Origin of the sequence: Ruegeria denitrificans, assembly GCF_001458295.1 — a bacterium.
Taxonomy (GTDB): Bacteria; Pseudomonadota; Alphaproteobacteria; order Rhodobacterales; family Rhodobacteraceae; genus Ruegeria; species Ruegeria denitrificans.
Genome location: NZ_CYUD01000009.1, coordinates 87,976 through 113,564 on the forward strand (window position 1 = coordinate 87,976; position 25,589 = coordinate 113,564).

The following is a 25,589-nucleotide window of genomic DNA, read 5'->3' on the forward strand; positions in this document are numbered from 1 at the left end:
ATTTACGTCATATAGCTGCGCACCAGCGCTCCGGCGATCAGCGACCAGCCATCCGCAATAACGAAAAACGCCAGTTTGAACGGCAGCGAGACGGTCGCAGGCGGCACCATCATCATTCCCATCGACATCAGCACCGCCGCCACGACCAGATCAATGATCAGAAACGGCAGGAAAATTAGAAAACCAATCTGAAAGGCGCGGGCAATCTCGGACAGCATGAAAGACGGCATCAGGATCGACAACGGCGCCTCAGGAGTCAGAGCGATGGCATCACCACCCGGTCGCAAGGCTGCCATGGCGTGAAACGTATCCGGGTCCAGCCGCGCGGCCATAAATGCGCGAAAGGGTTGAATGGCGATCTGTAGCGCCGGTTCAACCTCCACGGTTTCTTCGACCATCGGCCGGATTCCAGTGACCCAGGCCTTGGAAAAAACCGGCTCCATGATGAAATAGGTCAGGAACATCGCCAGGCTGACAATCAGCATGTTCGGTGGTGATTGCTGCAGTCCGATTCCCTGCCGCAGAATGGCCAGAACGGTGATCAAAAACGGAAAGCAGGTGACCATGATTGCCAGCCCCGGTGCAAGGCTAAGGATCGTGATCAACAGGATCAGCTGGATGGTCCGCGCCGAGATCGAACCGCCCTCACCCAGCGAAAGCGACAACTCCTGCGCCACAACCAGAGACGGGGACAGCGTCGCCAGCGCAACAACCAGCCAAAGCAAAACCCGCATCAACCGATCCCGTTCTGCAGATCCGCAATCTCTGTCAGGCGCACGGCAAGCTGCCCGGCCTGATCGCCTTCCATTTCTTCCAGCAGACCGCGGGCAACCAGTTGGTCGCCTACGTACAGGTCAACCGGGTCTTCGATCCGTTTATCAAGTGTCAGCACCGCGTTCTCGCCCATATTCAGCAGGTCGCGGATCAAAGGACGCGCTCGGCCGACCGAGACCGTGACCTCAATCGGAACGGCCTCGAACGGGTTGGCTTTTTCGGGTTTCGGAGATTGGGGGTCATTCATGGTTCACTGCCTCTTTTGCCTCAAATACATATGCATCAAATGCCCCTGCGACCGAGGCGAGCAGACCGCTGCAATCCACCTCGCGCTGGGTAGTGCCGACCTGTAACCGGGCCTGACCGGGTTCCATCGCGGGGTCTTCGACCACGCGAGTGGGTGAGGACAGCTCTTGCGGCAGCAGTGCCTCTACCTCAGCCGCGCGACCCTTGGGCACGAAAATCTGCATGGGCTGGCCGATCTGTTCCCGCGCCATTTCGATCAGTTGTTCGGCCAGCTGGGCCGCAAACCCGCGATCCAGCGTTTCGGGCAGGACCGCGTTCACCAGACTCTGGAACATCGGTTCTAACGACAGGGTCATGCGCGCGACCGCCTCATGATAGGTAAAGGACATGTCCTCCAAAGACCTGGCTAATCCGTCCGAGACCTGACCCCGGCTTTGTTCCTGCGCCTGAACCGCATCTTCCCAACCTGCACTGTAACCTTGTTCGAACGCGGCCAGCCGCTGTTCCTCTAGCGCATCTTCGTCCAGCAGGTGCAATTTTCCGCCCCCCGCCTGCAGCGTGAAATCTTCAAGAAGATGAGCAATCGACATCAGACACGCTCCTCACCTTCTTCGAGCCAGCTGCGCAGGATCTCGACGGTTTCTTCCTGTTTTTCGCCAATCATCGCCCGCAACCGGTCGACCGGATCCGCCCCCGGCTGCGCAGCCAGCGCCGGGACGTCGCCAACGGCGGTCTGGCCCGGCAGCGCGGCGAATTGCCTGGTCTCGTCAGTCGCGAGTTCACCAGTCAGAACGGCCTCGGGTTCAGGAGCCACCCCGGCGGGCAGCAAAGCCGGAGCTATAGCCGGTTTGGTCAGGATCGGACGGATCACGAACAACCCAAGCACCAGCGAAACAACCGCCAGCACCGCCATCTGGATCAGAGACATCGCGTCGAAATGCACCTTTTGCCAGATTGAGGTGGCGGCCAACGTTCCTTGCGGTTCAACCACCGGCAGGTCCAGCGATTTCAGAGTAATGACATCCCCCCGCTCGGCATCGAACCCCACAGCCGAGGCCACAAGTTCCTTCAACGCATCCATCTCGGCCTCAGGCATCGGCTCAAAGGTTTCTACCCCAGCCGCATCCACCAACCGCGTCCCATTGACCAGAACCGCAACCGTCAGGCGTTTGATTGCGCCGGGGGCATTGTGAACCTCCAGCTCGGTTTCCGAGACCTCATAATTCACCCGTTCGCGTGTCTGTGTCGCGTTCGAATTCGATTCGTCCCCACCCGCGCCATCCCCATCCGGCAGGTTCGAGGCCACTGTGACATCGGCAGATTGGTTGCGGGCACTGTCCGAGCGTTCCTCGACATCAGTGCTGATGGCAACGCGGCCATTGGGGTCAAAACGGCGTTCGCGGATTGATTCGGTCTTTGTCACCGTATCGACGCTGACCTCAACTACCGCATTGCCCGTGCCGACGCGCGCCTCGACCAGTCGCATCACGCGTTCGCGCAGCTGACGCGCCTTATCATCTGCGGTGTCGGCGGCAACGGCGGTTTCCTGAGCGCCGATCACCGCTCCATTTGAATCAATCACCGTGACGTTCTCGGGCGCCAGGCCGCTAACCGCCGAAGACACCAGAAATCGGATCGCCTTAGCCTGGTCGGATGTGACCTGCGCCCCCGACGGTACCAAATAGACCGAGGCCGTCGGAGCCACGCTGCGCTGAAACGGATTGGTTGATCCGTTGGCGATATGAACACGCGCCTGACTGATATGTGGGCCGCCAACGATGGTGCGGGCCAGCTCGCCTTCTTTCGCGCGCCAATAGGCGGCATCGAACATCTGCGATGTGGTCCCAAACCCGCTAAGCGAATCCAGCAGCTCATAGCCTTGATTGCCGTTGGCGGGCAGCCCCTCACTGGCCAGTGTCATGCGCAGTTCATCCCGCTGCGATCCAGGCACATAGATCGAGCCGCCCCGAATCTCATAAGGAACCCCGCGCTGATCCAGCGAGCGGACGACATCCCCCGCCGCACCGCTTTCCAGCCCGGCATATAGCAAGGTCATCGACGGCGCTGTGACCAGCCGCGACATCGCAAGGACCCCAAGAAAAACCAGCACGACTGCACCGGCGACGATGATTTGTTTACGCCTGTCCAAACTTGCCCAGACAGTTCCGATCTGCTGCACGCTCACCTCCGACTCGCCGACATTCTGCCCGGCGCATCCCTTGTTTGAACGATTGCCCTTAACAATCGGTTAGTCCCTGCCGGGTTATGACGATTGCAGAACGGACAAATGAGGACGTCATGACTGACGCGACTGCAGAACAGGCAGAAGTACCAGAAAAGTCTGGGAAAAAAGGGATGATCATGGGGGTGATTCTGGCCGTGGCCGGGGCGGCTGGTGGCTATTTCCTGACCACCTCCGGTTTACTTCCATTTGGTGGCAAACCCGCGATGGAAGAGGCCGAGGAAAAGGATAAGGGCAAGGCGGTAAAGGCTCTGCCGCAGGTGGGATTCATCGACCTACCACCGGTGATCGTGTCGGTGAACGCGGGCGATTCGCGGCATCTGAAGTTTCACGCTCAGCTTGAGGTGAACAGCGAATACGCCGCCGATGTGGAAAAGATGAAACCCCGGATCATGGACATTTTGAACGGGTATCTGCGCGCGGTCGAAGTGTCGGATCTTGAGGATTCGCTGGCCCTGATGCGCATCCGCGGCCACTTGCTGCGCCGCATTGAAATCGTCGTCGGAGAAGGCCGTGTGCGCGACGTTCTCGTGATGGAATTCGTATTGAATTAGGAGGCGAAGTTGGAGCTGATTGCAGATATTTTGCTTGTCGCCGGCGCGCTGGGTGCGGGTCTTTATTGTTTCGTGCTGTCCCGGCGGTTGAAGCGCTTTACCGATCTGGAAAAAGGCGTGGGCGGTGCGGTCGCCGTTCTGTCCACTCAGGCGGATGAGTTGAAAAAATCTCTGGGTGCAGCGCGAGACGCCTCAGATCAGTCCGGCGAGGTTTTGGAAGAACTGACGCAACGGGCCGAATCAGTTGCGCAGCGGTTAGAGTTGATGATGGCGTCCATGCATGACGTTGTTCCGCCACAGGACACAGTTACGACGCCGACCGAGCCTGCGGTGACCACGGAAGACACCATCGCCACTCTCTCAGACCCTGTAGAAACCACCGCTACTGAGCCAGAAGAGGTTGCGGAAGTGGCCGAAACGCCAGCTGCACCTGAAAAGGAAGCACCCCCGGCACCGACCAAGCGGCCCGGCGGTTTGATGTTCTTCCGGCACGATCGCTCTCAGGGTGAGGCAACGACATGACTCGCCGAAAATCCGATAGGCGCCCAAAGGGGGGGGTGCTGGCGGTCATCTCATTGCTGATGATCGGGTCAGCCGCGATCCGTCTTGGGCTGGAAGCGGGGCCCGCGCTGGCAAAGACAGCAGAAACATCAACCCCAAAGGCCAAACAAGCACAAACCGACTTGTCTGGGGCACAGGTTCTGCTGACCGAGTTGCTGCGCCGTGAAGTGGCGCTGAAGCAGCGTGAAGCCGCAGCGCTGGACAAGGAAAAGGCGCTGGCTATCGCTGATCAGGCGATCGAAACACGGCTGGTTGCCCTGCAGGAGGCTGAAGAAGCCCTGCGCGCGACGCTCGCCATTGCTGAAAAAGCGGCCGAAACAGATCTGACGCGCCTGACGGATGTCTACCAAAGCATGAAGCCCAAAGATGCCGCAGCCCTGTTCGAAACGATGGAGCCAAGCTTTGCCGCTGGCTTCCTGGCGCGCATGCCGCCGGACGCGGCCGCTGGTGTGCTGGCCGGGTTAAGCCCCGAGGCCGCTTATACCATCAGCGTCATAATGGCTGGCCGCAATGCTGCGGTCCCGCAGGAATAACGTTCTAACCCCGCACAGGACTATGCTGGAGATCACTCATGATCGGATTAATCGGAATTGTCGTCATTTTCGTCATGGTGTTCGGCGGCTATCTGGCTGCTGGCGGCAAGATGGCCATTATTATGAAATCGCTCCCTTTTGAGATGATGATGATCGGCGGCGCCGCTGTTGGCGCCTTTCTGATCAGCAATGACATGAGCGCCGTCAAACACACCGCCAAAGACATGGGCAAGGTGTTCAAAGGGCCAAAATGGAAACCTGAGGATTACCGCGACCTGCTGTGCCTGCTGTTTTCGCTGATCCGCATTGCCAAGGCCAACCCGGTCGAAGTGGAACAGCACATCGAAGACCCCGAAAATTCATCTGTATTCTCGACCTATCCGAAAATCCAAGCTGACAAAGAGGCGGTCGACCTGATTTGCGACACGATGCGCTCGGCCTCGATGAATTACGACGACCCGCATCAGGTGGAAGAAGTTCTTGAGAAACGAATGGAGGCAAACTTCCACCACGCTATGCATTCCAGCCACGCCTTGCAGACGGTTGCAGATGGTTTGCCGGCCCTGGGCATCGTGGCAGCCGTGCTGGGCGTGATCAAGACAATGGGCTCGATTGACCAACCGCCAGAGGTTTTGGGAAAATTGATCGGTGGCGCGCTGGTGGGGACTTTTCTGGGGGTGTTTCTGGCCTATGGCCTCGTCGGCCCTTTCGCGGGCAAATTGAAAGCTGTCGTCGAAGAAGACAACCACTTCTACCAGCTGATCAAAGAGGTTCTGGTTGCCAATCTGCACAACCACAACGCCGCCATGTGTATTGAAGTCGGGCGTCAGAACACGCCAACCCATAACCGCCCTAAATTCACCGAGTTGGAAGAAGCACTGAAAGAACTCAAGCAGGCCGCAGCATGATCCGGTTCGCGTTTCTTGTCGCCACTTTCATTACCGGGGCAACCGGGGCCGCTGCCCAAGATTTGACAGTGCGCTCGGGCGAGCATGAAGGCTATACCAGACTGGTGGTTCAAGTGCCGCCAGATACCGGCTGGGTTTTGAAACAGAAAAAAAATGGCGCGCGCCTGAACGTCGCACTGAAGGATGCCACATTTCAGACCGGGTCGGTGTTCCAGCGCCTGACGCAAAACCGACTGGCCGCCATTTCACAGGCAGAACCCGGCGGAGTGTTGGAACTGGAATTTGGTTGCGATTGCGTCGCGTCCGCCTTTCTGTTCAAGAACACGATGATTGTCGTCGATATCGCACCCGGCACATTCCTGCCGCCGCTCACCAGCGATATTCCGGCCCCAATCTTTCCTAAAAATTTAAAGGAAAACGAAAAGTCTGCCCCGAAGCAATCCATTGATGCACTGGCCCTGCCCTTGTTGAACCTGAACGCAAACGGGTTCGAAGACCAGCTTTCGGCCCGGCTGCTGCAGGGGGCAGACCGCGGAATTGTTGATCTCAACATTTCACCAGTGGGACCTCGGGCTTCCGCTGGCAATCAAAGCCAGTTTATGCCGCCCGAGGTTGAGCTAAATGTACAGGTAACCTCGATCCTGGATGAACTGAACGGGCTTTTGGGCCCAGACATTCCAATGGTAAAAAGGCGACCGCCCTGTATATCCAGTGCCGAACTGGCCTTTGACGATTGGTCAGATGACCGCCCGTTTCCCGAGCAGGCTGCGCAGCTTCGGTCTGGCTTGTACCAAGAGTTCGATGCCATCGATAAAAAGCGTGCGCTGAAACTGGCAAAGCTCTATGCCCACTCTGGGTTCGGCGCCGAAGCGATCAGCGCACTGGACTTACTGGGTGAGCAGTCTTTGGAAGCCAAACGCATCGCTGCCATTGCCCACGTTCTGGACAAGGGCCCGTTGACCGAGGACAACCCGTTTCAAGGCCTGCAGAGATGCGACGGCGATGCGGTCCTGTGGGCGGCGCTGAGCGAAGGCCACTTGCAGGAAGACGCCAATTTGACAGCGATTGAGCAGAGCTTTGCCCGACTACCGGACCACCTGAGACGCCACACCGGCCCTGCCTTGTCGGACATCTTGGTGAGTGGAGATAAGTTGGAAGCCGCGCGACGCGTTTTGCGCTCGGTGGATCGTGTCAGGACTCAGACCAGCGCAAGTGTCGTGCAGGCCAAGGCCAAGATTGCAGCGGCAGAGCGTGACGCCCTCCGCACCGCAAACTTGCTGACCGAAGTGATCGAAACCTCCGACGCCACGCTCGAGGCCCCGCTGGCACTGGCCCGGCTAATCGATAAACGCTGGTTGGAACGCGGTTCTGTCTCGCCACAGGAGCTGGACTTGGCCGAATCTTACACTGTTGAGTTCCGCCGCGCCGACATTGGCCCTATGATGCAACGAACGCACGCCGTGGCGCTGAGTCTAAGTCAGGAATTCGATGCATCGTTGGAATTGGTGACCGAGTTGCCAGAGGATGCGGAGTCTGCCGATGCCTTAAACCGTGTGGTGTCTATTTTGACCGAACGTGCTGACGACGCCACTTTTTTGCACCGAATCCTGAGTTTGCCTGCCGCGCAATCCCGAGGCCTGACAACCGACACGGCCATTGCCGTTGCAGACCGGTTGATCGCACTTGGTTTTTCAAGGCAGGCATATGCTTTGGCAAAGCGCCCACAGGACCGGCTCAGACGGGGTAAACGTGCCCGTCTAAGGGCCAAGGCGTTGCTTTTGGATCAGCGTCCACATCAGGCCCTTCTGGAGCTGGCCGATAACCAGACGGATGAGGCGAATATGTTGCGGGCTGAGGCCTTGATCATAGCTGGAGACTATGCGGCAGCGGGCGATTTGATACGCAGTTCTGGCCTTGTTGACGATGCAAACCGCTTGTTCTGGTTGGCCGATCAACCGGATCATGCGGATCTGGAGATCAACGCTAAATTCAACCAAGTGGTGGTAACCACGCAGCATCTAACGGATGGCACGGCCCGATTGCCTGAAACGCCTTTGGCCGATGCTGAAAACCTGCTGCGGGACAGTGCTGAGACCCGCCAAAGGATTGCAGATTTATTTGCGATTTTGAGCCAGGACTAAACGCAGCTCAAATGAAAGCAATGTGCAGAGAACCCCTTATTCAACCGGCGCTGACGGGCGTTTGCACTAAGGATCAAAGATCAATGGTGAGAGATCAGAGACCCGCGTGCCTGGTGTGATCCAACCCAAAATGGCATCACGGATGGCCTCGGCGCGCGCCGGGCCGATGACAGGGGTTGTGAATTCCATGTATTTGGTGATCACCTCTTCCCGGCTGATTGGGGCCTCGGGGCCACCACGGGCATGGACATCCCCCGAGGCGAACACCTGCCCATTCGTGGTTTCGATGCTGATATCGGCCCACCGCCCGTTGGGGAACCGGGCATTGTGACGGTCGGATTCAGCCACGTGAATACGAGATATCAACTCGGCTACAGCCGGGTCTGACAGGCCGGAACCCGAAATATGTTCCACCCCAATCCGCCCATATAGTGCCTGAGCGGCCACCGCAAAGGGCAGCGAATATTGAGCCTGAGAGGTGGTGCTGGGCATTCCGGCATACAGGCAGGCCCCCTGGTGGAATGTATTGATTTGAATGGATCGGATCTGTGAGTGGGTTAGATCTTTGCCCCGCATCACTGCCCGAACACCGTCGATGGCAGCATGGGCCCAGCGGCAGATCGGGTAGGGCTTCACATATTGATGCTCGACCTGCCAGAACTGGCCCAAATCTGCCCAATGGGGTGCTGCTGCTGCAGCTTCGATCGTGATGGCGGGTGCACCGGTAAATCCACGCTCGGCCAAAATCGCAGCGGAAATTCCGACCAGCGCACCCCAACCCGACCCGTCGTGCAACATCGTGGGGTTGGCAATCTCGCGCATCATCTGACTGCGGGGTCCGTGATATTCAGCGATGCCCATCGCCTGGCGCATCTGATCCTGCGTATGACCACGCAGCCGGGCGGCCATCGCCACCACGCCCAACGCATTCCACGCGCCCGACGTATGATAGTCACTGACCGAGGCGTGCAGCGACAGGCCCGCGCGCCCGGCGATTTCATAACCGGTGATCACAGTGGCTAGTGCTTCGGGGCCCGTCAGGTCCGGGCGATGTGCCGCCAGAGCGATCAGCGCCGGCAGAACTACAACGCCAATATGCCCCTTGGTCGGGTTATAGCCGTCATGCCCGTCTAGATTATCGGTCTGGGTAGCCCCCGCATATGCTGCCCCGGCTATGCTGACCGCCCGCCCATCGAACATCATCCGGGCGCTGTAACCCGGATTGGAGCTGGCATAGAGCAGCGCCGCTGTGTCGCGCGCGATCACCCCGGCCTCCATCGGACCCGAGGCAATCAGGATGCCCATCGTGTCCAGCATCATCAGCGCGGCCGCTTCCTTGGCGCTGTCGGGCATCTGTTCAGCAGGCAGGTTCAGCGCAAAGTCAGCAACGCGGGTGAAGATTTCGGTCATGACACCCCCTCGGCGACCGGTTGTATGTCTCGCAGTTTATGACCCCTGGGATCAAATGGCGGCGCCGAGAGGATTCTGGCGCTGTGTGGCTTGCCCAGAATGTAGATTTCGACCGTATCACCGGGGCGGGCCATTTTGGGATCGGCATAGCCAACGGCCAGTGATTTACCCACCGAATAGCCATAAGCGCCCGAGGTCACGCGACCCACAGGCCTGCCGTCGGGCGTGAAAATTGGCTCGCCCCCCGTGGCGTCGGCTTCTACCGCATCGACCTCAAAGATCGAAAGCACTTCGCGGGCTGGATTGTCTTTGACGGATAAGTAGGCCTCTTTGTGCAGGAAGTCCTTGTCCAGCTTGATCAATCCGGCCAACCCGACTTCTTGCGGCCAATACTCCTGAGAATACTCCCGGCCCCATGATCCGTACCCTTTTTCAATGCGCAGTGACCCCAACGCGCGTCCACCGACCGGGCCACCATTCAGCTCTTTTGCCGCGTCCAAAAGCGAGGAATAGAGCCTGATCTGATCGGATTCCGCACAGTGCAATTCCCATCCCAGATCACCGGTGAACGAAACGCGGATGGCAAGACAGGTCACTCCGGCCACCTCGATGGTTTGTGACCGCATAAAGCGGAACGTCTCATTCGACAGGTCGGCGTTGGTCAGCCGTTGCAGCAAATCGCGCGATTTTGGCCCGGCCACGTTGAAGCCAGCGATACGATTAGTGGCAACTTCGAACGTGGTGCCTGCGGGCAGTTCAACCATGTTGAAAAAGCGCTGATGATAGCGTTCGGCCATGCCTGAGCCGATCATCATATATTCATCTTCGGCCACCTTAGTGATGGTGAAATCACCGGCCACGCCACCCCGGACCGAGATCAACGGTGTCAGACAGGACCGACCCACTTCGGTCGGCACCCGATTGGCCACCAGACGATCCAGCCAGTCATATGCGCCCGGCCCCTTGATCACGTAGTTGGCAAAGTTCGAGATATCGATGACGCCCACATGATCGCGCAGCATTTGCACTTCGCGTCCCACAGGCTGCCACCAGTTCTGACGGGTGAAGCCATTGGTTTCGACCGCGCCGGGCTGATCAGCGAACCAAAGCGGGTGTTCCCAGCCGCAGTTCAGGCCAAAGACGCAGCCCATATTCTTTTGCATCTCGTAAGCCGGACGCACACGGGCCGGGCGGCCTGCGCTGCGTTCTTCGTTCGGGAAATGGATCGCGAAACGGTGGGTGTAGACGTCTTCGACTCGCGCTTTGGTGAATTTCTTGTCAGCCCAATCGCCGAACCGCGCCAGATCCCAGGCGAACATGTCATAATGCGGCTCACCTTCGACCATCCATTGCGCCGCCAGCAGCCCAAGGCCGCCGGATTGCGAGAAGCCGGGGATGATGCCGGTGCAGCAGAAATAGTTCTGCAACTCTGGCACTGGCCCCCAGATCGCGTTGCTGTCCGGCGACCAGATCATCGGACCGTTGATCACTCGTTTGACGCCCGCCGTTGCCGCAACTGGCACACGCTCGGTGGCGCGGATCACGTTTTCCATGATCCGATCCAGATCGTCAGGGAACAGGTCATGGGCGAAGTCCAGCGGCGTGCCGTTTTCTGCCCAGAACCGCATGTCTTTCTCATAGGCTCCGATCAGCAGCCCGTTACCTTCTTGCCGGAAGTAATATTCCCCGTCGCGGTCCGCGATCGAGGGCAGACGACGGCCCAGATTGGCGACCTCATCAATCGCTTCGGTGACGAAATACTGATGCTCGGTCGGTTGCAGCGGCAGTTCGATCCCGGCCAGCGCCGCGACTTCTCGCCCCCACAGGCCCCCGGCATTGACCACCCATTGCGTGTGAATGTCGCCCTTTTCGGTGCGGACAATCCACGAGCCATCAGGTTGCTGTTCAGTCCCTATTACGGGGCAAAACCGCTCAATCGTGGCCCCAAGCGCGCGTGCCCCGGCGGCGTAGGCCATAGTCACCCCAGAGGGGTCCACATTGCCCCCATCGGGTTCGTACATGATACAGCGAATGTCATCGAACTGCGCCAGCGGGTGCAGTTCCTTGGCCTGCTCGCGGCTGATCTCGTGGAAGTTCAGGCCGTAGAATTTTGCTTTGGCCTCTTGCAGTCGCAGCTGATGCTCGCGGTCCTCGGTCTGCGCCAGATACAGAGACCCCGGCTGAAACACGCCACAGCCCTGTCCGGTTTCCTTCTCCAGCTCTTTATACAGGTTCATCGTATAATGCTGGATGCGCGTGATGTTGTTGTTGTCGTGCAGCCCGTGAATATTCGCCGCCGCATGCCAGGTCGAGCCCGAAGTCAGTTCATCCCGTTCCAGCAACACCGCGTCGGTCCAGCCAAGCTTGGCCAGATGGTAAAGGATCGAACAGCCGACAAGGCCACCTCCGATCACAACGGCCTGGGCGTGGGTTTTCATGGGTGTGACCTCCTGCTGGTGGGCGCATGAACGGCACCCTGTCAGGAAAGTCAGCCACAGGTCAAAGGTGGCTTATGCTCTGTTCCCGACGCGAAATGTCGGGAACAGAGTATTCTCGGCTTGAATAATTTTCACGCTGAGATGAGTTAGTAAGGGGCCTCGACGTCGTTCATCGAGACATAAACTGTCTTCATCTCGCTGAAATGGTTGATCGCCAGCTTTGAATTCTCACGCCCGACACCCGACATTTTCGACCCGCCAAAGGGGGCCTCGACCGGGGCGAGGTTATACGTGTTTATATAGCAGGTGCCCGCCTCGAACCCGGCCACGATGCGGTGGGCGCGGGTCAGGTCGTTGGTGAACACACCTGCAGCCAGCCCGAATTCGGTGTCATTGGCGCGGGCCATGACCTCCTCTTCGGTATCGAAATCTAGCACCGACATGACCGGGCCAAAGATTTCTTCACGCGCGATGGTCATATCGTCGGTGACATCGGCAAACACGGTGGGCTGCATGTAGAAGCCGTCGGCTTCGATGCGCGCGCCACCATAGACCAGACGTGCGCCCTCGGCCTTGCCCTTATCGATGTAGCCCAGCGCGATATTCATCTGGTTTTCACTGACCATGGGGCCGAAATTTACCTCTTCATCCAGCGGATCACCAATTTTCGCGCTCGCCAGACGTTCGGACAAACGGGACAGGAAGGCCTCTTTGATGCCTTTCTGCACAAACACACGGGTGCCGTTGGAACAGACCTGGCCCGAGGAATAGAAATTGCCCAGAATCGCACCAGACACGGCGTTTTCGATTTCGGCATCGTCGAACACGATCATCGGGGATTTTCCGCCCAATTCCATGGTCACGTGCTTCATGCCATCCGCCGCGGCGGCATAGACCTTGCGACCGGTCGGCACGGACCCGGTCAGCGATACCTTGGCCACGCGCGGGTCGGTCACCAGCGACGCACCCACATCACCATAGCCCTGCACCACGTTGTAGACGCCTTTAGGCGCGCCGGCTTCGATCAGGATCTCGGCCACCTGCAAGGCCGACAGGGGTGTAGTCTCGGAGGGTTTGAACACCATCGCGTTGCCACAGGCCAGCGCCGGAGCCCCTTTCCAGCAGGCAATCTGGGTGGGATAGTTCCATGCACCGATACCGACGCAGACACCCAGCGCCTCGCGAATAGTGTAGACGAAATCGCCTCCGCCCAGCGGGATATGTTCACCCGTCAGCGACGCCGTCAGCCCGCCGAAATATTCCAGCGCATCCGCACCACTAGTTGCATCGGCCACCAAGGTCTCTTGCAGGGGTTTTCCGGTGTCGTGGGTTTCAAGGATCGACAGCTCGCGGTTGCGCTCGCGCATGATATCGGCGGCGCGGCGCAGAACCCGCCCTCGCTCGGTTCCGGACATCGCGGTCCACGCGACCTGCGCCGCTTTGGCACTGTTTAGAGCCTGATCTACGATCTCAGGCGTGGCGGAATGCAGCCGCGCGATCACTTCGCCAGAGGCTGGGTAGATGACGTCGATGGGGGCGCCATTGGTGTCTTCGACATATTCGCCATTGATGAAATGGCTGGCCTTGGGCTGAAACTTCATGCCGCGTCCTTTTCTTGATTGCACCCGCGTCGGGCAAAGAGCGTTGTCTGCGGATTTAACTTTTATTGATTGGTCAGTCAATAAAAGCAATAACAGGCAATATCCCGCCGAGTCGCAGCCCCCTCTCTTGAAATGAAAAGTTAATGTTCCATTTATGTTCTACATAGTCAGGGGAACATCCGATGGCCCAGAACTTGCGAAATTCCGCCCTGAGCGGCCCGTCAAACGACTATCACCTGCTGCCCGTCACGGACCGGCAGATGCGCTATGCCCGCGCCATTGCCGAACAGTCGGCGCTGGAAATCCCGGTCGAGGCTCAACGCGACCGGCGGTCGATGTCAGCCTGGATTTCGGCTCATAAACAGCACGACCCGTCACCCTTTGCGAATTATCCCTCTGGTAAGCAGGTGGCTTTTGCGGAGCAGATTTCACGCAGCAAACGCAGGCCGATCCCGCCTGAGTGCTTCCGTGACAAGCAATCGATGTCTTTGTGGATAGATCACAACAAGTAACCGCTCAGTTCTGACTGTGTCCGCGTGCATATACGCCCACCGCCGCCGCAACGAAAAGGCCTAGCAGGATATATCCGGTGAGCGCCTCGGCCACGGCAAGACCGCGACACAGACCTGCCGGATGCAGATCCCCGAAACCGACCGTCGTGAATGTGACGTAGGAAAAATACAGAACGTCTGATGGTCCTTTTGCCCCCACCACGCACAGATCGAAATACCCAAACGAGCCATAGACGGCTGCAAACAGGAAGGGCACGACCTGAATGAAGGAAATCCCCATAAGCAACAGTTGATGCTTTGGGGATTTCACTTGGGTCATATAATACCAGGTCTGCGACACCAGCCAGATCATCAGCAGCACGGTCGTCGCTGTGCCGATCTTGTCACCGGCGGTGGTTTCACTCAGCCGGGACAGGCCATACCAGGCAACAAAGCTGACGACGACCAATCCCAGGACGGCAACCAAAGTCGATTTCCACTCTTCCAGAGTTGTCGGCTTGCGGCGCATGAAACCTCCGATACAGCGTTGCGGACACAATGATCAGCATTCATGCCCGTTCCTGCAACCATATTTATCAGAGGTTTAGTCGGTGCCCAGATGCTCTTGCCCGCGCCGGCGCGCCAAGCCGATCTGCTTCTGCCGTTCGCGGAATCGCATTTTGTCGGCCTCGGAAGTTTCGTTGACACACCGATGGCAGGACACGCCATGTTCGTATTCAGGGCGTTTCACATCCTCGGGCAGGATCGGGCGACGGCACCCGTGGCACAGTTTGTGCGGCCCCTCGACCAACCCGTGCCCGACGGAAACACGGTTGTCGAACACAAAGCAATCCCCTTGCCAGGTGCTGTTCTCGGCGGGCATTTCTTCGAGGTATCGCAGGATGCCACCTTTCAGGTGATACACATCCTCGATCCCCTGTCCCAGCAGGAAGTTGGTAGATTTCTCACAACGGATACCGCCAGTGCAGAACATGGCAACGCGCTTGTTATGGAAGCGCTCTTTATTGTCTTCCCACCAGGCTGGGAATTCACGGAAACTGGCTGTTTCAGGGTCTATTGCGCCTTCAAACGTGCCAATAGCCACCTCGTAATCGTTGCGGGTGTCGATCACTACCACATCATCCGAGCGGATCAGATCGTTCCACTCTTCGGGTTCGACATAGTTGCCGACACGGGCGCGCGGATCCACATCCGGCTGACCCATGGTCACGATCTCTTTCTTCAGGCGCACCTTCATCTTGCCAAAAGGCGGATGATCGGCGGTGGCCTCTTTCCAGTCCAGATCGGCACAGCCCGGCAGCGCCTTAATATGCGCCAGAACCGCGTCGATCCCGGCGCGGGGACCAGCGATGGTGCCGTTGATCCCTTCTTTCGCCAGCAGCAACGTGCCTTTGACCGATTGCGCGCGGCATAGTTCCAGCAAAGGCTCACGCAAGGCAGCGTGATCCGGGAAACGGGTGAAGTGGTAGAGAGCAGCGATCGTATACATGCGGGCGGTCTAAACCCGCTGACGCAGAGTCGCAAGGGATCGGATTGACGCCCCCCGCGCGGCCCCGTACCGATAGATCAAAGGAGACTGCTATGCCTCATGCCTTGCTTGTCATCGACGTCCAGAACGATTTCTGCCCCGGCGGCGCGCTGGCCGTACCCGGAGGGGATGAGATTGTGACCCAGATCAACGCCATGATGGATAATTTCGACGCTGTGATCCTGACGCAGGACTGGCATCCGGCGGATCATTCTTCCTTCGCCAGTTCGCATGACGGGAAAAACCCGTTCGACATGACTGAAATGCATTATGGCCCACAGGTGCTTTGGCCCGATCACTGTGTACAGGAGACGCAAGGCGCTGCCTTTCACCCAGATCTGCGCACCGATTGCGACCTGATCATCCGCAAAGGGTTTCGCAGCGCTATCGACAGCTATTCAGCGTTTTTCGAGAATGACCAAACCACGCCGACCGGGTTGGAGGGATATCTGAAAACCCGCGGAATCGAGAAATTGACGCTTGTCGGGCTGGCAACCGATTTTTGTGTCCATTTCTCGGCCGTGGACGCAACGCGGCTTGGGTTTGACGTGACCGTTCTGACCAAGGCCTGCCGAGCCATTGATCTGGACGGATCTTTGGCCGCCGCAGAAACCGCGATGCGGGAAGCAGGAGTTACCCTGACTTAGGGGGCTGTGCCCTCAGACGCCAGATATCTGAGCACCACAATCACAACCACGGCCAACCCAAGAGCAAACCCAATACGCCCCTGAACAGAACGCCGTTTTGGTTTGTTCTCGGCACGTGGGTGTGGCGTCGTCGGGGCGGGGTCTTGCGCCTTGCGGGCCGCGTTTGCCCGGGGGCGAGCCCGCCTTACATCGTCCAGAAAATGCCAGAAGTCGAATTCACCGCAATATTCTCCCTGAACGCCCATATTGCGGATATTTGCAAACAGACGTTTCAGGATACGTTCACGATCCTGGGTATCTTCTGACAGAAAAACCCCATGAGGCAGGCTGTGGCCCTTGGGTTCCAGACTGAATCCTGATTCCAAGAATATGCGCTGAATTTTGGGGGATGCGCTGTGCAATGCCTCAACGGCTTGAACATTGCGAAAGGACGCGCGAACGGCACGGTGACCTGTCACGGCGGCCATGCCGTGTTCAGGATCCACTTCATCCGGTGCAATCGCTACAATATCAAAGTCGTACTCGAGACCCATTCACCAACTAAACCTTGTTCTTCCCACCCCTTCTTTTCACTAACCAATGAAAAGACCACATAATATGCTCGATTTGTGACCTCACCTTGTCATTGTCTTCAATCTAGCGACTCTTGCCAATCCGTGCACCTATTGATCTAACAACGGAAATCGCAGGAGTTCTGCCATGGTCGATATTGCGACACGCGTGTACAATCATAAATGGAAAATTGACCCGATTGTACGGTCTTTAATCGACACAGACTTCTACAAACTGCTGATGTGCCAGTCAGTGTTTCGAAATAAGCCCCAAACGGATGTGGTTTTTTCACTGATCAACCGGTCGAATCACATACCTTTGGCGAATCTCATCGACGAAGGCGAGTTGCGCGAACAGCTGGATCACATCCGTTCGCTGAGCCTCAGCAGGGGTGAAAGCACATGGCTGCGCGGCAATACCTTCTATGGAAAACGGCAGATGTTCCGCTCGGATTTCATGGAATGGTTCGAAAACATGCGCCTGCCGACCTATCATCTGGAGCGCAAGGGCGATCAGTATGAACTGACCTTCGAGGGCAAGTGGCACGAGGTCATGCTGTGGGAAATACCGGCGCTTGCGGTGTTGATGGAGCTGCGGTCCCGTGCGGTCCTGAACAATATGCGTCGTTTCGAGTTACAGGTGCTTTATGCCCGCGCCATGACCCGCGTGTGGGAAAAGATCGAACAACTGCGCAGCATCGACGGTCTGGGCATTGCCGATTTTGGCACTCGTCGGCGGCACTCCTTCCTGTGGCAGGACTGGTGCGCGCAGGCAATGATCGAAGGACTGGGACCTGCGTTTACCGGCACCTCGAACTGCCTGATCGCCATGCGACGCGAGGTCGAGGCGATTGGCACCAACGCCCACGAACTACCCATGGTCTATTCCGCGCTGGCCGAGTCTGACACCGAACTGGCGCAGGCCCCTTATGAAGTCCTCAGCGACTGGCACGAGGAACATGACGGCAATCTGCGCATCATCCTGCCCGACACCTATGGTACGCAGGGCTTTCTGGATAATGCGCCCGATTGGCTCGCGGGTTGGACCGGCATCCGTGTCGACAGTGGCGATCCGGCTACAGGTGCCGAAATCGCTATCAACTGGTGGAAATCGCGCGGCGAGGACCCAATGGAAAAACGGGTGATTTTTTCTGACGGGCTGGACGTGGACAAGATCCGAGAGCTGCACAGTCAGTTCGCCCATCGCACCAAGGTCTCATTTGGTTGGGGCACTTTGCTGACCAATGATTTCCGTGGGCTTGTCCCAAATGACACGCTGGCGCCGTTCTCGCTGGTCTGCAAGGCTGTTTCAGCCAACGGCCGCCCAACCGTGAAACTGTCGGACAACCCTGAAAAAGCGATGGGTCCGAAAGATGAGATCGAGCGCTATAAACGCGTCTTTGGCGTCGGCGCGCAGCCGTCGATCGAAGTAATCGTTTAGACCCTAACCATGGTAAGCTGCCACGGTCTTCACTTGTGAGAACCCATACAACGCTTCGAACCCCTTTTCGCGGCCATGACCGGATTTGCCGACACCACCAAAGGGCAGTTCCACTCCACCACCCGCGCCATAGTTATTGATGAATACCTGACCCGAACGCAGCCGCTTGGCCAATCGCATCTGCCGCGCCCCGTCCCGGGTCCAGATACTGGCAACCAACCCGTATTCGGTGGCATTGGCAATTTGGACGGCCTCATCCTCGGTCTCGAAGGGGATCAGAACCTGTACGGGGCCAAAAATCTCATCCCGTGCCAGAACATGATCTGGTGGGACGTCCGCAAAAAGGGTTGGCTGCACATAGGCCCCCTCGCTGGGCGCGTGATCAATGATGCGCCCCTGCCCTGCGATTTCAAGATCCGCGCCTTTGGCCAGAAACCGCTCGACGATCTCTTTCTGACGGGCCGAGATCAGGGGACCGACCCTTAAATCTTCGGACGCCGGACCAACTGTCAGGTCAGCATATGCGGCTGCCATGCAGGCCTTGACCTGTTCATAAACCCCACGCTGCACCAGAATGCGGGATGAGGCCGAACAAGTCTGCCCGGCATTTTGGACACCCGCATTCACCAAAAATGGTAACGCGGCGTCCAGGTCGGCATCGTCGAACACCAGTTGGGGCGATTTGCCCCCCAGTTCCAGCGTAACAGGCACAACGTTGCGCCCTGCCGCTTGTTGCACCTGCGCGCCGGTAGCTACTGACCCAGTGAACGAGATATGCTGCACCCCCGGATGCGCCGACAGAGCCGCCCCGGCCTCGACCCCTAATCCCGGCACAACGTTCAGCGCCCCGGCGGGCAAACCGGCCTGTTGGGCCAGATGGGCAAAGGCCAGCGCTGTCAAACACGCCTCTTCCGCCGGTTTCAGCACACAGGCATTGCCCATCGCCAAAGCTGCCCCGACGGATCGGCCGATAATTTGCATCGGATAGTTCCACGGCACAATGTGCCCGGTGACCCCGTGCGGTTCACGCAGGGTATAGACGGTGTAGCCGTCCAGATAAGGGATCGTCTCCCCCATCACCTTATCTGCCGCACCGCCGTAGAACTCACAATACCGAGCAAGCGCCACGGCATCCGCACGCGCTTGCGTCAGCGGCTTGCCCACATCCATCGCCTCAAGCTGCGCAAGATCCTCCACGCGTTCCAACACCAGTTGCCCAAGCCGGGTCAGGATGCGGCCACGCTCTAACGCTGTTTTACGTCCCCAATCACCGTCTAACGCCGTTTGGGCGGCCTGTACTGCGAGGTCAATATCCGTGGCATCTGCGCGGACGATCCGGCAAATCTCGGACCCATCCGACGGATTGATTATCGGTATATTTGCATTTGACACGGCGGCAATCCACTCGCCACCGATCAGGCAAAGGCTGGGATTAAACCAGAGTGGATTTGACATATTCGCCTCCAGTTGTGGCTCTAATATTGGTTCATGCAACACTTGTACCGATATCCGGCAAAACCGGTGCGGCATCTATCAGGGTTCGGGTGTACGGGTGCTGCGGGTCAGAGAACACCTGTTCGGTTTCACCCTGTTCTACGATCTTACCCGCCTGCATCACCATCACTCTGTCCGTGATTGTACGCACGACACTCAGATCGTGGCTGATGAAAAGATACGTCAGGTTATAGGTGGTGCATAGCTCGGCCAGCAGGTCCAAAATCTGCGCCCGGACCGATACATCCAGGGCCGAGACGGCCTCATCAAACAGGATTAGTTCGGGGCGGATGATCAGCGCGCGGGCGATAGCTATCCTCTGCCGCTGCCCGCCCGAGAATTCATGAATAAACTTGCCTGCATCATCAGGTCTGAGGCCCACAGCGGTCAGCATTTCGGCAATGCGGTCCTGCCGCTCGGGCCCGCTGGGCGGGGTATCCAGCAGGTGAAATGGTTCGGTGATCAGGCGGGCGACGCGGTGACGAGGATTGAAACTGCCATAGGGGTCTTGAAACACCACCTGCATCTTTCGGCGCACAGCTGGGTTTGGCTTATGACCGGAAAAGACAGGCTGGCTGTCCAGTCGTATATCCCCGCTTTGCGTTTCTTCCAGACCCAGAATAGCCTTGGTTAGGGTCGATTTTCCACATCCTGATTCTCCGACCAGCCCCAACCGCTCACCCCGATTGAGGGTAAAGCTGACCTCATCGACTGCGCGGTTGTGCCCGGATCTGCCGAACAGGCTCTTTCGGGGCAGGCGATAGTCTCGGATAACATTTTTCACCTCGAGCAACGGCTGAGGCTCTGGAGGATCAGGTAGCGATACCTGATGACCCGAAGCCTGAAAGAGCATCCGCGTATAAGGATGCTGCATATTGTTCAGCAAATCAGTGGTCGCGCCGCGTTCCACCACCTCACCTTGACGCATCACAACGATCTGATCGGCCATATCTGCCACCACCGCCAGATCGTGTGTGATCATCAGCAGACCCATGCCGTATTCACGCGCCAGACCTTTGAGCAATTCAAGGATCTGCGCCTGCGTCGTCACATCCAGCGCGGTTGTCGGCTCATCCGCGATCAGCAGTTTGGGGCGCAGGGCGATGGCCATGGCAATCACGACGCGCTGCCGTTGACCGCCGGACAGTTCATGCGGATAGCGCGACAGCGGGAAACGGTCAGGAGGCAGGCCAACACGGGTCAGAACCTCTTGTGCGCGGGCCCACGCCTTGGCGCGGGGCATAGCCTTATGGATCAGAATGGTCTCAATCACCTGATCGCCGATGGTTTTGACCGGGTTCAGCGCGGTCATGGGTTCTTGAAACACCATCCCGATCTCAGCCCCGCGCAGGGCGCACATGTCGCTTTCCATCAGGGGCAACAGGTTCCGCCCATCCAGCAGGATCGCGCCATCAGCCTTCGCCCCGTTTGGCAGCAACCGCATCACGGCCAGCGCGGTCATCGACTTCCCCGATCCGCTTTCACCGGTCACGGCTACGATCTGACCGGCATCGATGCGCAACCTGATCCGTTTCAGAATCTCGGTCTCGTGGATGGTCAGAGACAAGTTATCAATCTGTAGCAAGCTCACGCGCGCGCCACCCGTATTCTGGGATCAAGCCAATCGCGCAGACCGTCGCCCAGCAGGTTCAACCCCAGCACCGTGACAATGATCGCCAGCCCCGGAATCAGAGCCAAATGCGGGGCAAAACTAACCATCGTCTGCGCGTCGGCCAGCATTCGTCCCCAACTGGGTGTTGGGGGCTGCGCGCCCAGACCGACATAGGACAGGCCCGCCTCGGCCAGGATACCCAGGGAAAACTGGATAGTACCTTGCACGATCAGCAGGTTCGCCACGTTGGGCAGTATGTGTTCCGCAGATATCCGCGCCGCGCCCTTGCCCGAGACACGCGCCGCCAGAATGAACTCGCGCTCCCACAGGGACAGAGCCGCGCCACGGGTGATGCGGGCGAAAACGGGGATGTTGAAAATGCCGATGGCGATGATGGCATTGATGGCCCCCGCCCCGAAAACAGCGGTGATCAGGATGGCGATGACTAATGAAGGAAAGGCAAAGACCAGATCGTTGCCGCGCATGATCACCTCGTCCAGCCACGATCCCTTGCGGGCCGCTGCTGTCAGGCCTAGTGGCACACCCAGCGCCATACCGATCCCCACCGCCACCAGCGCCACGGCAATAGATGTGCGCGCACCGACCATGATCATCGAGAACATGTCGCGCCCAAAATGATCTGTGCCAAACCAGTGCTGTGCATTGGGCGGTTGCAGCTTGTTGGGAATATCCAGCGCCGCATAGTCATAGGGCGTCCAAACAAAGGACATCAGCGCCGCCAGCAGCACCAGCGACGACAACACCGCGCCAAGGATCAGGTTGCGGCTCATGACCGGCCTCTCAGCCTTGGGTCGACGCCGGCATAGGCGAGGTCGACCAGAAAATTCACGGTGATGACAGCAAAGACAAGCAGCATGACCACCGATTCCACCACGATCAGATCGCGGGCCGAGATCGCCTGAAACACCAACCGCCCGAGGCCGGGCAGATAGAAAACCTGTTCGATGATGATCGAACCGGCCAACAGAAACGAGAACTGCAACCCGATGATGGTCAGAACCGGGATCAGCGCGTTGCGCACACCGTGCCGCCACAGTGCTTGACGGCGTGACAACCCCTTGGCACGAGCAGTACGCATGAAATCTTCGCCCAGTATATCCAGCAACGAAGACCGCATGACCCGTGCCAGAATTGCCGCCTGCGGCAGGGCCAACGCAATGGCGGGCAAAGTCAGCGAATGCAGGCCGGTCCAGACACCTTTGTCCCACCCCGCGAACCCGCCAGCACTGAACCAGCGCAGTTTGATGGCGAAGATCAACACCAGCATCATCGCGAACCAGAAATTCGGCACCGCAATACCCAGCTGCGTCGCCCCCATCACCGTCAGATCCCCCGGCTTTCCCCGGCGGGCGGCCGCGTAAATCCCGGCAGGAAAGGCAATCAGGGTCGACAAGGTTAACGCATAAAGCGCCAAGGGCAGGGACACCCACATCCGATCTGCAATCATCTGCGACACCGGCGTGCGATAGGTGTAAGAGGTCCCAAAATCCCCCACCAGCATACCGCTAACCCAATTGAAATAGCGTTGGATCTTGGACCCGTCCAACCCCAGCTCGGCGCGCAGCGCGGCCAAAGTGTCCTCTTGCGCGTTCACTCCCAGCATGAACGAGGCCGGATCGCCCGGCGCCACCTCAATCACCGCGAAGATGACCACCGAGGCGACCACGAGGCTGATAAACAGCGATATCAGGCGTTTGAGGGCATAGCGCAGCATTGAAGCCACGTTAGGATCACATATCGCGCGGGTCCAGCACCTAAGGCACCAACAGATAGGCAAAAATCGCGTAACCGACGATGGCCGCATAGCCCAGCGGGTAAATCCACTTGATTGCGTAATTGTCCAGTTTTCTGGCCCCGTCCTCATGCCCCGACACTTTCAGTTTGCGCAAAGCGACGTTGAACACGATCAAGGCCCCGGTCATCAGGAACATGCATTGCAGGATAAAATCCAAAAAGGTCAGATAGCCCAGCTTGGGCAGATCGGCAGAAATCGCCCAGTTAAAGGCCACGAAAACCAGCAGGTTGCCCCCGGCAATCTCGATCCGGCGGCGGTATTCGTCGAGGAAAAACAGCGCCCAACCCACCGAAATCAGAACCAGCATCGGCAGGAACACCCGGATTACGTAATATGTCAGGTGCCGGTGCCCCTGAAACGCCAGCGCAACCTGATCGCTGTCCCGGCCCGACAAGCCAATGACAGTCGAATGCAGGACCTTTGGGTTGTCCAGAACCCACTCTTCCTCCCCCAGCAGATCGCCCAGGCCGGAATACTCTTCCAGCGGATAGTAGGACACGTATTCGGAAGGAAAGATCGAGACGACCTCGAAGAAGAACTCCTGCGTGTCGAACGGGTATTTGCGGAAATCGAAATGCGGGGCCTGCAATGTCAGCGAGGACTTCTCGACATAAACCACATGCCCGTCATGGCGCAGCGAGGCCGCGGCCTCGTGTATCCATTTATTGGATTGCTGGTTGTGGACGACAAAGGCCGGAACAACCGCCCCGATATCCGAGGCATGTTCGGCCAGCGCGCTGGGGTTAAAGACCTGAATCTCGCGCCCGACAACCTCGCGGTCAAAGGCCAGGGCCGGGTCAGTCCACTCAACGCGCAGAACAACGACAGCGCCATAGTTTTCGGCCTTTTGGTCCACGCTGGTGACCTGATCTATACGGATGCCGATCCCCACCTCCAATGGGTTCTCCGGTGTACCCACCAGTGCTCCAAGCCCGCCATCCAGTACGTTTTGCGCCTGCGCCTTACCGCCCAGCGCGAAAAGGCAGGCAGTCACTGCAACAAAACACAAAAAACGGACAAGATTCATTGTCGACTCACTCGGAAACGGAAAGCCCGGGGCCGGTTACAGCCCCGAACCAGGCTATTCTGCCCAGCTGATCTGGGTCAGGTCGATGGCAGCGGTCGGCGCGTTCTCCCACAGACCCTGAACACCCACTTTAGCAACTCCCAGCTTGGCCAGTTGGAACAGGTAGCCGTTGACATAGTCCGTGGCGATCAGGCGCTGCATATCGCCCAGCAGCTTTTTACGCTCATCCGGGTCGGTGGTTGCGTTCAACGTTTCCATCAACGTCTGGGCATCCAGGCTATCATACTGGAAATAGTAATCGGGGCGGGCATAGATGCCGATATCCATCGGCTCGGTATGACTGATGATGGTCAGGCCGTAATCCTTGCCCTTGAACACCGATTCCAGCCATTGCGCCCATTCGACATTGATGATCTCGGCCTTGATGCCAACGTCGGCCAGTTGAGCGGCAATGATCTCACCCCCGCGCCGGGCGTAAGAGGGCGGCGGCAGATGCAGGGTGGTCTCAAACCCCTCTTCATACCCTGCATCCGCCAGCAGCTTGGCGGCCTCTTCCGGGTCATGGGCCGAGTTTCCGGTCAGATCGACATAGGCCGGGTTATGGGGTGCGAAATGGGTGCCGATGGGCGTGCCGTAGCCGAACATCGCCCCGTCAATCACCGCCTGCCGGTCGATGGCATGGGCCAATGCCTGTCGCACGCGGATATCATCGAACGGGGGTTTTTTGTTGTTGGTCGACAGGATGGTTTCCCCCTCGGTCGAGCCCACAAGCACCTGAAAGCGCGGATCGGCCTCAAACTGCGGCAGGTTTTCTGGCGCGGGGAAATTGTCGAACACATCGACATCCTCGGCCATCATAGCAGCAAAGGCGGCCGTGGGATCCGAGATGAATTTGAACGTAGCAGTCTCTAACGCGGGTTGATCGCCCCAATAGCTCGGGTACCGGTTCAGGGTGATGCTGTCACCCTGAACCCAGTCGCCAAAGGTAAAAGCGCCGGTTCCCACCGGGTTGGTCTTGATGTTGTCGATGCTTTCCGGGGCGACAATCACCGCATCACCCCAGGCCATGTTGAACAGGAAATTACCGTTCGGCTCGGACAAGGTGACCTTGACGGTCAACGGGTCCACAACCTCAACGCTTTCGATCCCGGCAAACAGCGCCTTTTGTGCATTGGCGCTGTCTTCGGCCATGGCGCGATCAAGGCTGAATTTGACGTCCTCGGCATCCATGACAGTTGCGTCATGAAAGGTCACTCCCTCGCGCAGCTTGAAGGTATAGACGGTGCCGTCCTCGGAAATCTCCCAGCTTTCGGCCAGACCTGGCACCACCGATCCATCACCCATAAAGCGGGTCAGACCTTCGAAAATATTGGTATACACCACCGAATCGATGGCCTGTGCCGCAGCGCTGGTCGGGTCCAGATGCGGTGGCTCCAACTGCATTGCAATCGTAATGTCAGATTTGGCCAAAGCCTGCGTGGCAAACAGGCTGGCACCCACGGCCAACCCGGACACGAAGGTTCGAAACATCTGCTTTGTCATGAAAAACTCTC

24 protein-coding genes are annotated in these 25,589 nt (G+C 58.2%); 8 read left to right on the plus strand and 16 right to left on the minus strand.

Going from position 1 to position 25,589, the window contains the following annotated elements; translation table 11 throughout:
• Positions 1–2 precede the first annotated feature (2 nt).
• The 4 genes from fliP to fliF are packed head-to-tail and all read right to left on the minus strand — an operon-like array spanning position 3 to position 3,199.
• Positions 3–734: a flagellar type III secretion system pore protein FliP gene (gene fliP / locus RUE5091_RS14565; RefSeq protein ID WP_058282659.1), complete on the minus strand. Its 732-nt coding sequence runs from the start codon at positions 732–734 to the stop codon at positions 3–5.
• On the minus strand, positions 734–1,021 hold the full coding sequence (locus tag RUE5091_RS14570) for a FliM/FliN family flagellar motor switch protein (protein WP_058282660.1): 288 nt from the start codon (positions 1,019–1,021) through the stop codon (positions 734–736). Before RUE5091_RS14570 ends, fliP begins: the two co-directional genes overlap by 1 nt.
• Complete coding sequence (locus RUE5091_RS14575; protein ID WP_058282661.1) at positions 1,014–1,610, minus strand: FliH/SctL family protein; 597 nt, start codon at positions 1,608–1,610, stop codon at positions 1,014–1,016. Before RUE5091_RS14575 ends, RUE5091_RS14570 begins: the two co-directional genes overlap by 8 nt.
• Positions 1,610–3,199, minus strand: coding sequence for a flagellar basal-body MS-ring/collar protein FliF (fliF, locus tag RUE5091_RS14580; protein WP_058282802.1), 1,590 nt, complete (start codon positions 3,197–3,199; stop codon positions 1,610–1,612). The genes RUE5091_RS14575 and fliF overlap by 1 nt, the downstream gene beginning before the upstream one ends.
• Before the next feature lie 119 nt (positions 3,200–3,318).
• Here fliF and RUE5091_RS14585 point away from each other — a divergent pair, with 119 nt between their 5' ends.
• From RUE5091_RS14585 to RUE5091_RS14605, 5 genes are read left to right on the plus strand one after another with little or no spacing between them, the layout of a single operon-like run.
• On the plus strand, positions 3,319–3,816 hold the full coding sequence (locus RUE5091_RS14585; protein ID WP_082643675.1) for a flagellar basal body-associated FliL family protein: 498 nt from the start codon (positions 3,319–3,321) through the stop codon (positions 3,814–3,816).
• Between the two features lie 9 nt (positions 3,817–3,825).
• Positions 3,826–4,338, plus strand: coding sequence for a hypothetical protein (locus RUE5091_RS14590; RefSeq protein ID WP_058282663.1), 513 nt, complete (start codon positions 3,826–3,828; stop codon positions 4,336–4,338).
• Complete coding sequence (locus RUE5091_RS14595) at positions 4,335–4,910, plus strand: MotE family protein (protein WP_058282664.1); 576 nt, start codon at positions 4,335–4,337, stop codon at positions 4,908–4,910. Before RUE5091_RS14590 ends, RUE5091_RS14595 begins: the two co-directional genes overlap by 4 nt.
• Before the next feature lie 38 nt (positions 4,911–4,948).
• Positions 4,949–5,818 (plus strand): flagellar motor stator protein MotA, encoded by an 870-nt coding sequence (gene motA, locus RUE5091_RS14600; RefSeq protein ID WP_058282665.1) that lies wholly within the window; start codon positions 4,949–4,951, stop codon positions 5,816–5,818.
• A complete protein-coding gene (locus RUE5091_RS14605) occupies positions 5,815–7,959 on the plus strand; it encodes a hypothetical protein (RefSeq protein ID WP_058282666.1) in 2,145 nt (714 codons plus the stop codon). Before motA ends, RUE5091_RS14605 begins: the two co-directional genes overlap by 4 nt.
• Positions 7,960–8,025: 66 nt before the next feature.
• On the opposite strand, the gene RUE5091_RS14610 is transcribed toward RUE5091_RS14605, so the two are convergent.
• The 3 genes from RUE5091_RS14610 to betB all read right to left on the minus strand — a co-directional run bounded on the left by RUE5091_RS14610 (position 8,026) and on the right by betB (position 13,408).
• Positions 8,026–9,369, minus strand: a complete 1,344-nt coding sequence (locus RUE5091_RS14610; protein WP_058282667.1) for an MmgE/PrpD family protein — start codon at positions 9,367–9,369, stop codon at positions 8,026–8,028.
• The gene (locus RUE5091_RS14615; RefSeq protein WP_058282668.1) at positions 9,366–11,807 is read right to left on the minus strand and encodes a GcvT family protein; all 2,442 of its coding nucleotides are present in this window, start codon (positions 11,805–11,807) and stop codon (positions 9,366–9,368) included. The genes RUE5091_RS14610 and RUE5091_RS14615 overlap by 4 nt, the downstream gene beginning before the upstream one ends.
• A gap of 146 nt (positions 11,808–11,953) precedes the next feature.
• Positions 11,954–13,408, minus strand: coding sequence for a betaine-aldehyde dehydrogenase (betB, locus tag RUE5091_RS14620; protein WP_058282669.1), 1,455 nt, complete (start codon positions 13,406–13,408; stop codon positions 11,954–11,956).
• Positions 13,409–13,590: 182 nt separating this feature from the next.
• Here betB and RUE5091_RS14625 point away from each other — a divergent pair, with 182 nt between their 5' ends.
• Positions 13,591–13,920, plus strand: a complete 330-nt coding sequence (locus tag RUE5091_RS14625) for a hypothetical protein (RefSeq protein ID WP_058282670.1) — start codon at positions 13,591–13,593, stop codon at positions 13,918–13,920.
• 4 nt (positions 13,921–13,924) lie between these two features.
• Here RUE5091_RS14625 and RUE5091_RS14630 read toward each other — a convergent pair whose 3' ends face one another.
• Both RUE5091_RS14630 and trhO read right to left on the minus strand, forming a co-directional pair.
• Positions 13,925–14,428, minus strand: a complete 504-nt coding sequence (locus RUE5091_RS14630; RefSeq protein WP_058282671.1) for a potassium channel family protein — start codon at positions 14,426–14,428, stop codon at positions 13,925–13,927.
• 75 nt (positions 14,429–14,503) lie between these two features.
• Positions 14,504–15,409, minus strand: a complete 906-nt coding sequence (gene trhO / locus RUE5091_RS14635; RefSeq protein WP_058282672.1) for an oxygen-dependent tRNA uridine(34) hydroxylase TrhO — start codon at positions 15,407–15,409, stop codon at positions 14,504–14,506.
• Between the two features lie 92 nt (positions 15,410–15,501).
• On the opposite strand from trhO, the gene pncA reads away from it, so the two are divergent.
• Complete coding sequence (gene pncA / locus RUE5091_RS14640) at positions 15,502–16,095, plus strand: bifunctional nicotinamidase/pyrazinamidase (protein ID WP_058282673.1); 594 nt, start codon at positions 15,502–15,504, stop codon at positions 16,093–16,095.
• On the opposite strand, the gene RUE5091_RS14645 is transcribed toward pncA, so the two are convergent.
• Complete coding sequence (locus RUE5091_RS14645; RefSeq protein ID WP_058282674.1) at positions 16,092–16,628, minus strand: hypothetical protein; 537 nt, start codon at positions 16,626–16,628, stop codon at positions 16,092–16,094. The two genes, pncA and RUE5091_RS14645, sit on opposite strands and share 4 nt — an antisense overlap.
• A 166-nt stretch (positions 16,629–16,794) precedes the next feature.
• Between RUE5091_RS14645 and pncB the strand changes: the two genes are divergently transcribed.
• Positions 16,795–18,087, plus strand: a complete 1,293-nt coding sequence (pncB, locus tag RUE5091_RS14650; RefSeq protein WP_058282675.1) for a nicotinate phosphoribosyltransferase — start codon at positions 16,795–16,797, stop codon at positions 18,085–18,087.
• 3 nt (positions 18,088–18,090) lie between these two features.
• Here pncB and RUE5091_RS14655 read toward each other — a convergent pair whose 3' ends face one another.
• Genes RUE5091_RS14655 through RUE5091_RS14680 form a run of 6 tightly spaced genes read right to left on the minus strand, consistent with a single transcriptional unit; the run spans position 18,091 to position 25,578 of the window.
• Complete coding sequence (locus RUE5091_RS14655) at positions 18,091–19,542, minus strand: aldehyde dehydrogenase family protein (protein WP_058282676.1); 1,452 nt, start codon at positions 19,540–19,542, stop codon at positions 18,091–18,093.
• A 31-nt stretch (positions 19,543–19,573) separates the two neighbouring features.
• Complete coding sequence (locus RUE5091_RS14660; protein ID WP_058282677.1) at positions 19,574–21,172, minus strand: ABC transporter ATP-binding protein; 1,599 nt, start codon at positions 21,170–21,172, stop codon at positions 19,574–19,576.
• On the minus strand, positions 21,169–21,984 hold the full coding sequence (locus tag RUE5091_RS14665; protein ID WP_058282678.1) for an ABC transporter permease: 816 nt from the start codon (positions 21,982–21,984) through the stop codon (positions 21,169–21,171). Before RUE5091_RS14665 ends, RUE5091_RS14660 begins: the two co-directional genes overlap by 4 nt.
• Positions 21,981–22,928 (minus strand): ABC transporter permease, encoded by a 948-nt coding sequence (locus tag RUE5091_RS14670; protein ID WP_058282679.1) that lies wholly within the window; start codon positions 22,926–22,928, stop codon positions 21,981–21,983. The genes RUE5091_RS14665 and RUE5091_RS14670 overlap by 4 nt, the downstream gene beginning before the upstream one ends.
• A 40-nt stretch (positions 22,929–22,968) precedes the next feature.
• On the minus strand, positions 22,969–24,036 hold the full coding sequence (locus tag RUE5091_RS14675; protein WP_058282680.1) for a ligand-gated ion channel: 1,068 nt from the start codon (positions 24,034–24,036) through the stop codon (positions 22,969–22,971).
• 54 nt (positions 24,037–24,090) lie between these two features.
• Positions 24,091–25,578: an ABC transporter substrate-binding protein gene (locus RUE5091_RS14680; RefSeq protein ID WP_058282681.1), complete on the minus strand. Its 1,488-nt coding sequence runs from the start codon at positions 25,576–25,578 to the stop codon at positions 24,091–24,093.
• Between the last annotated feature and the right edge of the window lie 11 nt (positions 25,579–25,589).